This window comes from Spirillospora albida (assembly GCF_000718255.1).
Lineage (GTDB): Bacteria > Actinomycetota > Actinomycetes > Streptosporangiales > Streptosporangiaceae > Spirillospora > Spirillospora albida.
The window spans coordinates 123,528-138,104 of the sequence record NZ_JOFJ01000003.1 but is presented as its reverse complement, the minus strand read 5'-3'; the positions used below and the strand labels follow the sequence as shown (position 1 = coordinate 138,104).

Here is a 14,577-nt window from a genome sequence, read left to right as displayed (position 1 = left end):
CTGCCGAACAGGGGAGATCATGGAAGAGGGCGACGACGCGGCACCGGTCCGGCTCACCGCCTGGGTGCGCGGGCACGTGCAGGGCGTCGGCTTCCGCTGGTGGGTGCGGTCGCGCGCACTGGAGCTCGGTCTCACCGGCACCGCCGCCAACCTGCGGGACGGCCGCGTGGAGGTCGTGGCGGAGGGGCCGCGCGGGCGGTGCCGCCTGCTGCTCGACCTGCTCGCCGACGACGTGGCCTGGGGCGACGCCGCGCGCGAGGGGATCCCGCCGCGTCCGGGGCGGGTGACCGGCGTCGTGGAGCGGTGGTCGGAGGCGCGCGGAACCGGCTCCGGTTTCCACGAAAGGTGACCGGGTAGGGAACGCCGGTTCACACCTGCTAAACTAGGGGAGGAAGGTTGTTACCGGCCTGTGATGTCCATCTTGACCAGGACACCGGCCGGTGCGACTCTAGACGATACGCGCACCGACTCACGTTGCTTCTTGTGCGCGATCCCTGCTGGTTACTCAGCGTGGAGGACCCTTAGTCATGGCGAAGGCTCTACTCGGCCACGTCGGCGGTCCCGACCCCCGTATGGTCGCGGAGGTGCGGCGCCTGCAGCAGCGCGTACGTGATCTGGAGGCCGAGCTCGTACGGCTTCAGGCGGAGAACGACGCGCTCGCGACGGCCGCGGACGACGATGTGATGTCGCTGGCGGCGAAGGACCGCGAACCGGCGCTGACCTAGCACGGCGCCCGAACTCACAGCACAGGGACGCCGCGAGGCGTCCCTTACGCTTTCCCCTCCGATCCCGGGTCCCCGGCCGAGGTGCCGGTCTTTCTGCGGGAACGGGGGTATCGTTCGACGGGCTCCCGGATGTCGCACACCTGGAGGACGGCGAGCGCGTGTACCTGAAGACCCTGACGCTGCGCGGCTTCAAGTCCTTCGCGTCGTCCACCACCCTGAAGTTCGAGCCGGGGATCACCGCAGTGGTCGGCCCCAACGGGTCCGGCAAGTCGAACGTCGTCGACGCGCTCGCCTGGGTGATGGGGGAGCAGGGCGCCAAGTCGCTGCGCGGCGGCAAGATGGAGGACGTCATCTTCGCCGGGACGGCGAACCGGGCGCCGCTGGGCCGCGCGGAGGTCGTCCTGACGATCGACAACGCCGACGGGGCGCTGCCGATCGACTACTCCGAGGTCACGATCAGCCGGCTGATGTTCCGGTCGGGGTCGAGCGAGTACGCCATCAACGGCGACTCCTGCCGGCTGCTCGACATCCAGGAGCTCCTGTCGGACTCCGGCATCGGCCGCGAGATGCACGTCATCATCGGGCAGGGGCAGCTGGACCGCGTCCTGCACTCCGGTCCCGAGGGCCGGCGCGCGGTGATCGAGGAGGCCGCGGGCGTCCTCAAGCACCGCAAGCGCAAGGAGAAGGCGCTGCGGAAGCTGGACGCGATGCAGGGCAACCTGACGCGCGTCCAGGACCTCACCGGCGAGCTGCGGCGCCAGCTGAAGCCGCTCGGCCGGCAGGCCGAGATCGCGCGGCGCGCCGCCGTGATCCAGGCCGACCTGCGCGACGCCCGGCTGCGGCTGCTGGCCGACGACCTCGTGACCCTCCGCACGCGGCTGGAGCAGGAGGCGGCGGACGAGGCCGCCGTCCGGGAGCGGCGCGCCGAGACCGAGCGGGCCCTCGCGCAGGCGCAGGAGCGGGAGACCGTCCTGGAGGCCGAGGAGGCCGAGGAGGCGCCGCGGCTGGCCCGGGTGCAGGACACCTGGTTCCGGCTGTCGGCGCTGCGGGAGCGGCTGCGCGGCGTCGCCGACCTCGCCGCCGAGCGGCACCGGAACGCGGCCGAGGAGCGCGCGGAGGAGCGGCGCGGCCGCGACCCGGAGGACATGGAGCGCGAGGCCGCCGAGATCCGCGCCCGGGAGGAGACCCTCCAGGCCGCGCTGGACGAGGCGCAGGACGGGCTGTCGCGGGCCGTCCAGGAGCGGTCCGGCGCCGAGGCCGCCCTCGCCGCCGAGGAGCGCCGCCTGCAGTCGGCCGCGCGCGCCGCCGCCGACCGGCGCGAGGAGCTCGCCCGGCTGCGCGGCCGGGTCGAGGCGCTGCGCAGCAGGGCGCAGGCGGGCCGGGCGGAGATCGGCCGGCTCGGCGACGCGCGGGCCGAGGCCCTGGCGCGCGCCGAGGCGGCGCAGGCGGAGTTCGAGGCGTTCGAGGCGGAGGTCGAGCAGGATCCGGCGCTCGCCGCCGAGCACGAGTCGGCGCAGGAGGCCCTCGCGACGGCGAAGGAGGCGGCGGAGGCCGCCCGCGCCGCCGTCGACGGCCCCCGGCAGGCGCTCAGGGACGCGCGGGCCGCCGTCGCCTCCGCCCGGTCCGCCGACCAGGCCGCGCAGAAGCGGGTCACCGCGCTGCAGGCCCGGATCGAGGCCCTGAACCTGACCCTGGCCGGGGCCGCCGACGGGGGAGAGGTCCTCCTCGCGGCGGGGGCCGACGGGTCCCTGGACGGGGTGCTCGGCACGGTGGCGTCGCTGCTGGCCGTCCGTCCGGGGTATGAGACGGCGATCGCCGCCGCGCTCGGGAACGCCGCCGAGGCCGTCGCCGTCGGGTCGCTCGACACCGCGCAGGCCGCCCTCGCGCTGCTGCGCGCCCGCGACACCGGACGCGCCGGCCTCCTCGTCGGGGGCGGGGCCGCCCCGGGATCCGGCCGGATCGCGGGGGCCGACTACGCGATCGACGCCGTGACGGTGCCGGAGACGGTGCGTCCGGCGATGGAGCATCTGCTGCGGGACGTGGTCGTGGTCGGCGACGTCGCCGCGGCGGTCGCGCTCGTCCGGCGGGAGCCGTCGCTGCGGGCCGTGACGCGCGGCGGGGAGCTCGTCGGCGCGCACTGGGTGCAGGGCGGAGCGGCGGGCGGCGCGCAGGGCGTGCTGCAGATCCGCGCGTCCCTCGACCAGGCCGCCGGGGACCTGGACGCCGCCACCGCCGCGGCGGCCACCGCCGCCGAGGACCTCACCGCGGCCGCGGAGGCGGAGCAGGCCGCCCAGGCCGCGCTGGACGACGCGCAGGCCGCCGCGAACCAGGCCCAGGCGGGCGTCAACCAGGCGCAGGGCGACCTCGACCGGGTCCGGGCCCGGGTCCGGGAGTTCGACGCGCAGGCGGCGCAGGAGGCCAAGCGCGCCGCCCGCCTGGAGGCCGGCGTGCGGGCCGCGCGCGGCGAGGCCGAACGGCTCACCAAGGCGCTGGACGCCGCCACCGAGTCCCTCGACCACGACACCGAGGCCGCCGAGGAGCTCGCGGAGCGGCTGGCCGAGGCGGCGGAGGCCGCCGAGATCGCCGACGAGGCCGGCGACGACACCGGCGCCCGCGACGAGCTGAACGCCCGCTGCGCGGAGCTGCGCTCGGCCGAGATGGAGGCGCGGCTGTCGGTGCGCACCGCCGAGGAGCGCGTCCAGGCCATCGCCGGGCGCGCCGACGCCCTCGAACACGGCGCCCGCCGCGAGCGCGAGGAGCGCGCCCGCGCCGCCGAGCGCCGCGCCCGCCGTGCCCGGCAGGCCGAGGTCGCGAGAGCCGTCCTGCGCGGCGCGGAGGCCGCGCTGGACCGCATCGAGGTCTCCCTCGCCACGGCGGTGCGGCGGCGGGAGGCCGCCGAGGCCGCACGCGCCGCGCGGGAGGCCGAGCTGAAGGTCGTCCGGACGCAGGTCCGGGAGCTGTCGGGGACGCTCGAACGGCTCGTCAACGTCGTCCACGGCAACGAGGTCGCCCGCGCCGAGCAGCGCCTGCGGATGGAGCAGCTGGAGCAGCGCGCCCTGGAGGAGTACGGCCTCGAGGTCGAGTCGCTCATCAACGAGTACGGGCCCGACCAGCCCGTCCCGCCCGACCCCGAGAAGGGCGAGGACGCGCGGCCCGCGCCGTACGTCCGGGCCGTCCAGGAGAAGCGCGCCAAGGCCGCCGAGCGGCAGCTCAACCAGCTCGGCAAGGTCAACCCCCTCGCGCTGGAGGAGTACGCGGCGCTGGAGGAGCGGCACGCCTTCCTCACCTCCCAGCTCGAGGACCTCAAGAAGACCCAGCGGGAGCTGCTCGGCCTCGTCAAGGAGGTGGACGAGCGGGTCCAGCAGGTGTTCGCCGCCGCCTACGACGACACCGCCCGCGAATTCGAGCGGATCTTCGCGCGGCTGTTCCCCGGCGGCGAGGGCAACCTCTCGCTCACCGACCCCGACGACATGCTCGGCACCGGCGTCGAGGTCGCCGCCCGCCCGCCGGGCAAGAAGGTCAAGCGGCTGTCGCTGCTGTCGGGCGGCGAGCGGTCGCTCGTCGCGATCGCGTTCCTCGTCGCCGTGTTCAAGGCGCGCCCGTCGCCCTTCTACGTCCTGGACGAGGTCGAGGCCGCCCTCGACGACACCAACACGCAGCGGCTCATCGGCGTGTTCGAGGAACTGCGCGAATCGTCCCAGCTGATCATCATCACCCACCAGAAGCGGACGATGGAGGGCGCCGACGCCCTCTACGGCGTCAGCATGCGCGGCGACGGCGTCACCCAGGTCGTCAGCCAGCGCCTCCGCGACGCCGACGGCTGACGGGCCCGCACGGCCCGCATGTCCCCGGGCGGGCCGGGCATGGGCATGACCGGCACGTGATCCGCGTACGGTGTTCGGTGCCACCGCGCGGGTCTGGAAAACTGGGGGCGCTATGGAATATCTGATCGTCATCGCCGTGCTCGCCGCCGTCGCCCTCGTCCTCGGCGGCGTGATGCTGCTGCGGCCGGGACGGCGCCGGCCCCGACCGCCCGTCCCGACCGGGGAGCGGCCCGCCGACCTGCGGGGCGGCGCCACCGCCGCGGTCGCCGAGGCCCCCACGATCGAGCGGCCGCCGCCCACCGAGGCCGTCCCGCCGCCGCCGTCCGTCGAGATCGAGCAGCCCCCGCCCGGCGCGGGCCGCCTCGTCCGGCTCCGGGCCCGCCTCGCCCGTTCCCAGAACACCTTCGGCAAGACGCTCCTCGGCCTGCTGTCGCGCGACACGCTCGACGACGACGCGTGGGAGGAGATCGAGGACACCCTCATCTCCGCCGACATCGGCACCGCCGTCGCCCAGCAGATCACCGAGGCGCTGCGGACCCGCGTGCAGGTCCTCGGCACCCGCGGCGCCGCCGAGGTCCGCGCCCTGCTCAAGGAGGAGCTGGTCAAGCAGATCGGCGCCGACCTCGACCGGACGCTGCGCACCGAGCCGCACGGCAACAAGCCGGCCGTGCTCATGGTGGTGGGGGTCAACGGAACCGGCAAGACCACCACCTGCGGCAAGCTCGCCCGCGTCCTCGTCGGCGACGGCCGCACCGTCCTGCTCGGCGCCGCCGACACCTTCCGCGCCGCCGCCGCCGACCAGCTGGAGACGTGGGGCACCCGCGTCGGCGCCCAGGTCGTCCGCAAGGACGAGGGCGCCGACCCCGCCAGCGTCGCGTTCGACGCCGTCAAGCAGGGCATCGACACCAAGGTCGACGCCGTGATCGTCGACACCGCCGGCCGGCTGCACACCAAGACCGGCCTCATGGACGAGCTCGGCAAGGTCAAGCGGGTCGTAGAGAAGCAGGCCGCCGTCGACGAGGTCCTCCTCGTCCTGGACGCCACGACGGGCCAGAACGGCATGCAGCAGGCCCGTGTGTTCGCCGAGGTCGTCAACGTCACCGGCGTCGTCCTGACCAAGCTGGACGGCACCGCGAAGGGCGGCATCGTCGTCCAGGTGCAGCGCGAGCTCGGCGTTCCCGTCAAGCTCGTGGGGCTCGGCGAGGGGCCCGACGACCTCGCCCCGTTCGAGCCGGAGGCGTTCGTCGACGCGATCCTCGGCGACTGAGACCGTTCCCGGACGCCCCGCGCCCCATTCGGCGCGGGGCGTCCGCCATTTCACCAGGCGATTCCCGCTGACCGCGGCATGACCGGCGAGCAAGGGAGTCCGTGCTCACCGCGAGGACAGGCGGTGAGGACTCCGAAACACGTGCGCAACATCGCGAGGCTGGGTTTCACACCGCCGAAACACGAGAGCCGTCCAGGTGAAACCGCCGCCCTCGAATCTTCTGTGCAGTTCAGAAGTTCCTGCCGAGGAGGGGCGCTCTCCGAAATGAAGATCGATAGCGGTAATACCGCCTGGATGCTGACGAGTACCGCGCTCGTCCTGCTGATGACACCGGGCCTGGCGTTCTTCTACGGTGGCATGAGCCGGGCCAAGAGCGTGCTCAACATGATGATGATGAGCTTCGTGAGCATCGCCGTCGCCGGGATGATCTGGGTCGGCTACGGCTACTCGCTGGCCTTCAGCGAGGGCGGCGGGCTCAGCTCGTTCATCGGCGGATTCGGCGACGCCGGCCTCGTGGGCCTGGAGAAGCTCGCGACCGCCGACGACGGCACGGGGATCCCGCAGCTCGTGTTCGTCGCGTTCCAGGCGACGTTCGCCATCATCACCGTGGCGCTCATCAGCGGCGCCGTCGCGGACCGTGCCAAGTTCGGCGCGTGGGTCGTGTTCAGCGCCCTCTGGGTGACGGTCGTCTACCTGCCCGTCGCGCACTGGGTCTGGTGGTCCGACGGCGAGGAGAACGGCAAGGCGGGCTGGCTGTTCGACCTCGGCGCGCTCGACTTCGCCGGCGGTACGGTCGTCCACATCAACGCCGGTGTCGCCGCGCTCGCCCTGGCGCTCGTGCTCGGCAAGCGCAAGGGTTGGCCGCGCGACCCGATGCGGCCGCACAACCTGCCGTTCGTCCTGCTCGGCGCCGGTCTGCTGTGGTTCGGCTGGTTCGGCTTCAACGCCGGGTCCGCGCTGTCGGCCGGCTCCACCGCCGCCGTCGCGTTCATCAACACCCTCGCCGCGACCTGCGCCGCCGCGTTCGCCTGGATCGTCGTCGAGAAGCTGCGGGACGGCTCGTCCACCACGCTCGGCATCGCCTCCGGCGTCGTCGCCGGCCTCGTCGCCATCACCCCGGCCTGCGCGTACGTGACCCCGCTCGGCGCCCTCGCGCTCGGCGTCGTCGCCGGCGCCGTCTGCGCCTTCGCCGTCGGCCTCAAGTACAAGCTCGGCTACGACGACTCCCTCGACGTGGTCGGCGTCCACATGGTCGGCGGCATCGTCGGCGCCCTCCTGATCGGCGTGCTCGCCACGACCTCGGTGAACGACGCCGGGGCCGACGGGATCCTCGCGGGCGGCGGCTTCGGCCTCCTCGGCAAGCAGGCGGTCGCCGTCGGCGCCACCCTCGCCTACTCGTTCATCGTCACGCTGGTCCTGGCCAAGCTCATCGATCTCGTGATGGGCTTCCGGATCAGCGAGGAGGACGAGCAGGCCGGCATCGACAGCACCGCGCACGCCGAGACCGCCTACGACTTCGGCGCCGTCCGCACCGGGGTCGGCGGCCCCGCCCCGGCCCCCGCTCCGGAACCGACCACGACGAAGGTGGAGGCTTAACCCATGAAGCTGATCACGGCGGTCATCAAGCCGTTCAAGCTGGACGAGGTGAAGGCGGCGCTGGAGACCTTCGGCGTCAAGGGCCTCACGGTCAGCGAGGCGTCCGGCTTCGGCCGCCAGAAGGGCCACACCGAGGTCTACCGCGGCGCCGAGTACAAGGTCGACCTCGTGCCCAAGCTGCGGATCGAGGTCCTCGTCGAGTCCGAGGACGCCGACGACATCATCGACGTCATCGTCAAGGCCGCCCGCACCGACAAGATCGGTGACGGCAAGGTCTGGGCCGTCCCCGTCGACGCCGTCGTCCGCGTCCGCACCGGCGAGACCGGCCCGGACGCCCTGTAGTGCCCCTCGCGGACCGGCAGGTCGCGCAGGCCCGCGCCGCCCTCACGGCGGCGCGGGCCTCCCGCGCGTCGGAACTCGACACCTGGCTCGCCGACCTCCTCGGCGCCGCCGCGCCGGAGGGGGACGGCCCGCCGGACGGGGTCGCCCTCGCGGCCGTCGGGAGCCACGCGAGGCGGGAGCTGACGCCGGGCGGCGACCTGGACCTCGTGCTCCTGCACCGCGGCCGGGCCGACATCTCCGCCGTCGCGGACGGCATCTGGTACCCCGTCTGGGACTCCGGGCTGCGGCTCGACCACTCCGTCCGCACCGCCGACGAGGCCCGCGCGGTCGCCCGCACCGACCTGAAGGCGGCCCTGGGCCTGCTGTCCGCCCGCTGCGTCGCGGGCGACGAGACCCTCGTGTCCTCCCTGCGGACAGCCGTCCAGGCCGACTGGCGCGCCGACGCCCGCACCCGCCTGCCGGACCTGGCGCGGATGTGCCGGGAACGCTGGCAGGCCCACGGCGAGGCCGCGTTCCTCCTCGAACCCGACCTCAAGGAGGCCCACGGCGGGCTACGCGACGTCCACGTCATGCGGGCGGCCGCGGCGTCCTGGGCCGTCCCCGCCCCGGACTCCTCCGTCATGGCCGCCCACGACGTGCTCCTCGACGTCCGGCACGCCCTCCACGAGGCGACCGGACGCCCCTCCGACCGCCTCGTCCTCCAGGAGCAGGAGGCGGTCGCCCGCGCACTCGGCCTGCCCGACGCCGACGCCCTGCTCCGCGCCCTCGCCGAGGCCGCCCGCACGATCACCCACGCGTCCGGCACCCTCTGGCGGGCCGTCCTGCGCCGCTCCCCGGCCGGGCCCGCCGCGCGCCGGCCGGTGGGAGACGGCGCCGTCGAGCAGGACGGCGAGGTGGTCCTCGCCCGCGGCGCCGACCTCGACGATCCCGCGATCGTCCCCCGGGTCGCCGCCGCCGCCGCACAGGCAGGCCTGCCGCTCGCCCCCGCCACCGTGGCGCACCTGGCGTCCCGCGCCGCCCTCCCGTCCGCGCCCTGGCCCGCCCGGGCCCGCGACGCCCTGGTCTCGCTCCTCGGCGCGGGGCCCGCCGCGATCGCCGTCTGGGAGGACCTGGACCAGGCCGGGCTGATCGTCCGGCTCCTGCCCGCCTGGGAGCGCGTCCGCAACCGGCCCCAGCACAACCCCGTGCACCGCTTCACCGTGGACCGCCATCTCGTCGAGGCCGCCGCCCACGCCGCCGCCCTCACCCGCGAGGTCGCCCGCCCCGACCTGCTGCTCATCGGCGCGCTCCTGCACGACATCGGCAAGGGCCTGCCCGGCGACCACTCGACGGCCGGCGCGGGACTCGCCCGCTCCATCGCCGCCGACCTCGGCTTCTCCGACCAGGACGGCGCCGTCCTGGAGACCGTCGTCCGGCACCACCTCCTCCTTCCGGACACCGCGACCCGCCGCGACATCCACGACCCCGTCACCGTCGAGGCCGTGACCGCCGCCGTCTCCGCCGTCCCGGGCCGCGAACGGGAGACGGTGGAGCTGCTCGCCGCCCTGGCGGTCGCCGACGGCCTGGCCACCGGCCCCGCCGCCTGGGGCGCCTGGAAGGCGAAGCTGGTCGCCGAACTGGCCCGCCGCACCATCGCGGCCCTCACCGGCGGGACGCCCCCGCCGCTGCCCGTCCCCAGCGCGGGCCATCTGTCGCTGGCCCGGCACGACGGCGCCGCCGTCCGCGTCACCGGGTCCCACATCACGATCGCCGCGCCGGACACCCCCGGGCTGCTCTGGCGGGCGGCGGGCGTCCTGGCCCTCCACCGCCTCGCCGTCCGCAGCGCCCGCACCCTCTCCGCCGACGTCGGCACCGCCGTCCTGGACTTCACCGCCGTCCCCGAGTACGGCACCCCGCCCGACCCCGCCACCCTCGAGGCCGACCTCCGCCTGATGCTCGCCGGGCGCCTGGACGTGGCCGCGCGCCTGGACCGCCGGAGCCGCTCGCGGCGCGTCCGCCCGGGGATCCCCGTTCCCCCGCCGAGGGTCACGATCGTCGCGGACGCCTCCACCACCGCGACCGTCATCGAGGTCCGCGCCCACGACGGCCCGGGTCTCCTCTGCCGCATCGGCCAGGCCCTGGACTCCCGCGCCCTCCAGATCAGGGCGGCGCGGGTGGACACCCTGGGCGCCGAGGCCGTGGACGTCTTCTACGTCGTGGACGAGAGGGGCGAGCCGGTCGCTGAGGCGGAGGCCCTGACCGGCATTCGCAAGCACCTCCAAGAGGCCCTGGACGCCTCTTCCTGACCCCGGCCGCGTGACCTCCCCGCCGCGGACGTCCCCGCGGAGCGGACCGCTTTCCCGACGGGGGCGGGGCGCGGCCGCCGACCCGATACCCTGATAGGCGATCCAGAAGCCTTCCAAGGACGGTCAAGACACGTGTTCGAGACGCTCTCCGACCGGTTGACGACGGTCTTCTCGTCGCTGCGCAGCAAGGGACGGCTCTCCGAGGCCGACATCAACGCGACGGCCCGGGAGATCCGCGTCGCGCTGCTCGAGGCCGACGTCGCGCTGCCCGTCGTCAAGGACTTCATCGCGAAGATCAAGGAGCGGGCCCGCGGCGAGGAGGTCTCGCAGGCGCTGAACCCCGCCCAGCAGGTCGTCAAGATCGTCAACGAGGAGCTCATCGAGATCCTCGGCGGCGAGACCCGCCGGCTGCGGCTCGCCAAGACCCCCCCGACGGTGATCATGCTGGCGGGCCTGCAGGGCGCCGGCAAGACGACCCTCGCCGGCAAGCTCGCCCGCTGGCTGAAGTCCGAGGGGCACGCGCCGCTGCTGGTCGCCGCCGACCTCCAGCGCCCGAACGCCGTCCAGCAGCTCCAGGTCGTCGGCGAGCGCGCCGGGGTGCCGGTGTTCGCGCCCGAGCCGGGCAGCGGCGTCGGCGACCCCGTCGACGTGGCGCGCCGGTCCATCGAGCAGGCCCGGCACGCCCAGCACGACGTCGTCCTCATCGACACCGCCGGGCGCCTCGGCATCGACGCCGAGATGATGCAGCAGGCCATCGACATCCGGGACGCGGTCAAGCCCGACGACGTCCTGTTCGTCGTCGACGCCATGGTCGGCCAGGACGCCGTCAACACCGCTCAGGCGTTCATGGACGGCGTCGGCTTCGACGGCGTGGTCCTCACCAAGCTGGACGGCGACGCTCGCGGCGGCGCGGCCCTGTCCGTCCGGCACATCACCGGCCGTCCGATCATGTTCGCGTCGACCGGCGAGAAGCTCGAGGACTTCAGCGTCTTCCACCCCGACCGCATGGCGGGCCGGATCCTCGACATGGGCGACATCCTCACCCTGATCGAGCAGGCCGAGGCCACCTTCGACGCCGAGCAGGCCGAGAAGATGGCCGGGAAGTTCGCCTCCGGCGAGGACTTCACCCTCGAGGACTTCCTCGAGCAGATGATGATGATCCGCAAGCTCGGGCCGATCGGCAACCTGCTCGGCATGATGCCGGGCATGGGCCAGGTCAGGGACCAGATCAGCCAGATCGACGACAAGGACCTCGACCGCATCGCCGCGATCATCCGCTCGATGACGCCGCAGGAGCGCCTCCAGCCGAAGATCATCAACGGCTCGCGGCGGGCCCGCATCGCCAAGGGCTCCGGTGTCACCGTCGGCGACGTCAACAGCCTCGTCACCCGGTTCTTCGACGCGCAGAAGATGATGCGGCAGATGGCCGGCGGCATGGGCCTGCCCGGCATGCCCGGCGGCCGCCGCAAGGCCGCGAAGGCGGCCAAGGGAGCCAAGAACAAGAAGGGCAAGCAGCGCAGCGGCGACCCCCGCAAGCGGGGCAGGCAGCCGGCCGCGGACGCCGCGCCGCAGCTCCCGCAGGGCCTCCCGCCCGGCCTCGGCGGCGGCGCCGGCCTGCCCCCCGGGCTCGGTGGCCAGCTCCCGCCCGGCTTCCAGATGCCCGACCTCGGAAAGCTCCAGGACCGCAAGAAGAAGTGATCGCGGGGCGACACGCGGGCAAGTCGCCGCGTGTCATCGCGCGATTGCGCTTTTCCCGCGATCGTCTGGCAGAATGACGTGCTGGAAACCCCGGAACCGCACAGGCGCCCTCTCACGTCCCGTGCGGCCGGAGTCCTCGGACGGCCGTGAGCCGGTGTTCCCCACCTGGCGCAGGCTCGTCCACCCTGTAATGAAGTCTGGAGAACACCACACCCGTGGCAGTCAAGATCAAGCTCAAGCGTCTGGGGAAGATCCGGAACCCGCAGTACCGGGTCGTCGTCGCGGACGCCCGCACCAAGCGTGACGGGCGCGCCATCGAGGAGATCGGGCTCTACCAGCCCAAGCAGGAGCCGTCGCTCATCCAGATCGACTCCGAGCGCGCGCAGTACTGGCTCGGCGTCGGCGCGCAGCCGACCGAGCCCGTCCTCAACCTGCTGAAGATCACCGGCGACTGGCAGAAGTTCAAGGGCGAGCCGGGTGCCGAGGGCACCCTCAGGGTCGCCGAGCCGAAGGCCGACAAGAAGGCCGCCTTCGAGGCCGCCGTCAAGGAGTCGCTGGGCGACGCCGAGGCCGACGTCGCCGCGACCAAGGCCAAGAAGAAGGCCGAGCCGAAGAAGTCCGAGGCGAAGGCCACCGAGACCGAAGCCAAGAGCGAGGACTGACGTGCTCGAAGAAGCGCTCGAGCACCTGGTCCGCGGGATCGTCGAGTACCCGGACGACGTCCGGGTGCGCGCCCGCCGGATCAGGGGCGGCCGGGTCCTGGAGGTGCGCGTGCACCCCGAGGACCTCGGCAAGGTCATCGGCCGCAGCGGTCGTACCGCCAAGGCCCTCCGCACCGTGATCAGCGCCCTCTCCGGGGGCCGCTACGTGCGGGTGGACCTGCTCGACGTCAACGAGGTTCGCTGAGTGGGACTCCGGCATCCCGCATGCCGGGGCCCACTCGGCCGCACCCGCATGACCGGCCGGCCGGCCGCTGCCGCCCCCGGTCATGCGGGCCTCAGCTCCACCCCCTCACACCTCCACGCCTCCGCCCCCGCGGCGGGTCCCGGAGCCGCGCGATGACCGATCAGCTCGTGGTCGGGCGCGTCGGCCGCCCGCACGGGATCCGGGGTGAGATCGCGATCGACGTCCGCACCGACGAGCCGGACGCGCGGTTCGCCGCCGGGACGGTCATCGCCACCGACCCCGCGACCGCCGGGCCCCTCACCATCGAGCGCGTCCGCTGGCATTCCGGCCGCCTCCTCGCCCGGTTCGCCGGAATCGACGACCGCACGGCGGCGGAGCGGCTGCGGGGCACCTGGCTCGTCGTCGACGCGGCGGACATCACCCCCTCCGCTGATCCGGACGACTTCCACGACCAGGAGCTCATCGGGCTCGCGGTGGTCACCACCGACGGCACCGCGGTCGGTGAGATCGCCGACATCCTCCACCACGGCCAGGACCTCCTCGTCGTGCGCGGCCCCGGCGGCGACCGGCTCGTCCCGTTCGTGGCGGCGCTCGTCCCCGAGGTCGACGTCACCGGCGGCCGTCTCGTGATCGACCCGCCCCCCGGACTCCTCGACGGCCCATGAGACTCGACATCATCACGATCTTCCCTGAGTACTTCGCCCCGCTGGACGTGTCGCTGCTCGGCAAGGCGCGCAAGGCCGGGCTGCTGGACGTGCGCGTCCACGACCTGCGGGACTGGACGCACGACCGGCACCGCACCGTCGACGACACCCCGTACGGCGGCGGGCCGGGCATGGTGATGAAGCCGGAGCCGTGGGGGGAGGCCCTCGACGCGGTCGCCCCGCCCGGGGCCGCGCCCCGCATGATCGTGCCGACCCCGAGCGGGCGGCCGTTCACGCAGGCGCTCGCCGCCGCGTACGCCGCCGAGCCGTGGCTGCTGTTCGCCTGCGGGCGGTACGAGGGCATCGACTCGCGGGTCGCCGAGGAGGCCCGAACCCGGATGCCGGTCGACGAGGTGAGTCTCGGCGACTTCGTGCTCGCCGGCGGCGAGGTCGCCGTGCTCGTCATGGTCGAAGCCATCGGACGGCTCCTGCCGGGCGTCCTCGGCAACGCCGACTCCGTCGCCGACGACTCCTTCGCCCCCGGGGCGATGGAATCGCTGCTGGAAGGCCCCGTCTACACGAAGCCGCCGGTGTGGCGGGAACGGGCCGTCCCGGACGTCCTGCTCTCGGGGCACCACGGCGCGATCGCGCGGTGGCGGCGCGACCAGGCGCTGCTGCGGACCGCGCGGCACCGGCCCGAGCTGCTCGGCCGGCTCGACCCGGAGGCCCTCGACAAGCATGATCGCGAAGTGCTGCGGGAGGCCGGTTGTCCGGTTGACGGCGAAGGTATGGCAGACTAGAGCGTCGCCGTGCGCTCGGACGCGCGGCGCTCAGAGAAGACCACACTTTCCGCGGCGCGACGCCCCCACACGCTTTTTCCGGGGCCTCTCGACGCACGCGTCCGACCATGAGGAACCGCTGCGATGCACACCCTGATCCAGGAGATCGAGAAGGCCGCGATGCGCGCCGACGTGCCGGACTTCCGTCCGGGTGACACGCTCAAGGTGCACGTCCGCGTCACGGAAGGCAACCGGAGCCGTATCCAGGTCTTCCAGGGCGTGGTGATCCGGCGGCAGGGCGGCGGCGCCCGCGAGACCTTCACCGTCCGCAAGGTGAGCTACAGCGTCGGCGTCGAGCGGACCTTCCCGCTGAACAGCCCGTCGATCGAGAAGATCGAGGTCGTCACCCGCGGTGACGTCCGCCGCGCCAAGCTCTACTACCTGCGCAACCTGCGGGGCAAGGCCGCCCGCATCAAGGAGAAGCGCGACTTCTGAGCCCAGAGCTCCGCAA

13 protein-coding genes are annotated in these 14,577 nt (G+C 73.8%); all 13 read left to right on the top strand.

All coding sequences use genetic code 11. The annotated features are described in order from the left end of the window. Positions 1 to 19: 19 nt before the first annotated feature. The 13 genes from IE99_RS0105175 to rplS all read left to right on the top strand — a co-directional run bounded on the left by IE99_RS0105175 (position 20) and on the right by rplS (position 14,561). Positions 20 to 349 carry an acylphosphatase gene (locus IE99_RS0105175; protein WP_030164362.1) on the top strand — a complete coding sequence of 110 codons (330 nt, stop codon included), beginning with the start codon at positions 20 to 22 and terminating at the stop codon, positions 347 to 349. Between the two features lie 178 nt (positions 350 to 527). Further along, entirely contained in the window at positions 528 to 725 is a 198-nt protein-coding gene (locus IE99_RS0105170; RefSeq protein ID WP_030164359.1) for a hypothetical protein, read from the top strand. Between the two features lie 158 nt (positions 726 to 883). Next, entirely contained in the window at positions 884 to 4,549 is a 3,666-nt protein-coding gene (smc, locus tag IE99_RS0105165) for a chromosome segregation protein SMC (protein WP_030164356.1), read from the top strand. Between the two features lie 112 nt (positions 4,550 to 4,661). Further along, positions 4,662 to 5,816: a signal recognition particle-docking protein FtsY gene (gene ftsY, locus IE99_RS0105160; RefSeq protein ID WP_030164354.1), complete on the top strand. Its 1,155-nt coding sequence runs from the start codon at positions 4,662 to 4,664 to the stop codon at positions 5,814 to 5,816. 264 nt (positions 5,817 to 6,080) lie between these two features. Continuing rightward, positions 6,081 to 7,412, top strand: coding sequence for an ammonium transporter (locus IE99_RS0105155; protein ID WP_030164351.1), 1,332 nt, complete (start codon positions 6,081 to 6,083; stop codon positions 7,410 to 7,412). A 3-nt stretch (positions 7,413 to 7,415) separates the two neighbouring features. Next, positions 7,416 to 7,754, top strand: a complete 339-nt coding sequence (locus IE99_RS0105150; protein ID WP_030164349.1) for a P-II family nitrogen regulator — start codon at positions 7,416 to 7,418, stop codon at positions 7,752 to 7,754. Further along, the gene (locus tag IE99_RS0105145; RefSeq protein ID WP_030164346.1) at positions 7,754 to 10,039 is read left to right on the top strand and encodes a [protein-PII] uridylyltransferase; all 2,286 of its coding nucleotides are present in this window, start codon (positions 7,754 to 7,756) and stop codon (positions 10,037 to 10,039) included. Before IE99_RS0105150 ends, IE99_RS0105145 begins: the two co-directional genes overlap by 1 nt. 132 nt (positions 10,040 to 10,171) lie before the next feature. Further along, the gene (gene ffh, locus IE99_RS0105140) at positions 10,172 to 11,737 is read left to right on the top strand and encodes a signal recognition particle protein (protein WP_030164345.1); all 1,566 of its coding nucleotides are present in this window, start codon (positions 10,172 to 10,174) and stop codon (positions 11,735 to 11,737) included. 215 nt (positions 11,738 to 11,952) lie between these two features. Beyond that, a complete protein-coding gene (gene rpsP, locus IE99_RS0105135; protein ID WP_030164343.1) occupies positions 11,953 to 12,399 on the top strand; it encodes a 30S ribosomal protein S16 in 447 nt (148 codons plus the stop codon). A gap of 1 nt (position 12,400) precedes the next feature. Then, positions 12,401 to 12,643, top strand: a complete 243-nt coding sequence (locus IE99_RS0105130; protein WP_030164341.1) for an RNA-binding protein — start codon at positions 12,401 to 12,403, stop codon at positions 12,641 to 12,643. A gap of 152 nt (positions 12,644 to 12,795) precedes the next feature. Then, the gene (gene rimM / locus IE99_RS0105125) at positions 12,796 to 13,308 is read left to right on the top strand and encodes a ribosome maturation factor RimM (protein ID WP_030164338.1); all 513 of its coding nucleotides are present in this window, start codon (positions 12,796 to 12,798) and stop codon (positions 13,306 to 13,308) included. After that, positions 13,305 to 14,087: a tRNA (guanosine(37)-N1)-methyltransferase TrmD gene (gene trmD / locus IE99_RS0105120; protein ID WP_030164335.1), complete on the top strand. Its 783-nt coding sequence runs from the start codon at positions 13,305 to 13,307 to the stop codon at positions 14,085 to 14,087. Before rimM ends, trmD begins: the two co-directional genes overlap by 4 nt. A 123-nt stretch (positions 14,088 to 14,210) precedes the next feature. Next, the gene (gene rplS, locus IE99_RS0105115; protein ID WP_030164333.1) at positions 14,211 to 14,561 is read left to right on the top strand and encodes a 50S ribosomal protein L19; all 351 of its coding nucleotides are present in this window, start codon (positions 14,211 to 14,213) and stop codon (positions 14,559 to 14,561) included. Positions 14,562 to 14,577 lie beyond the last annotated feature (16 nt).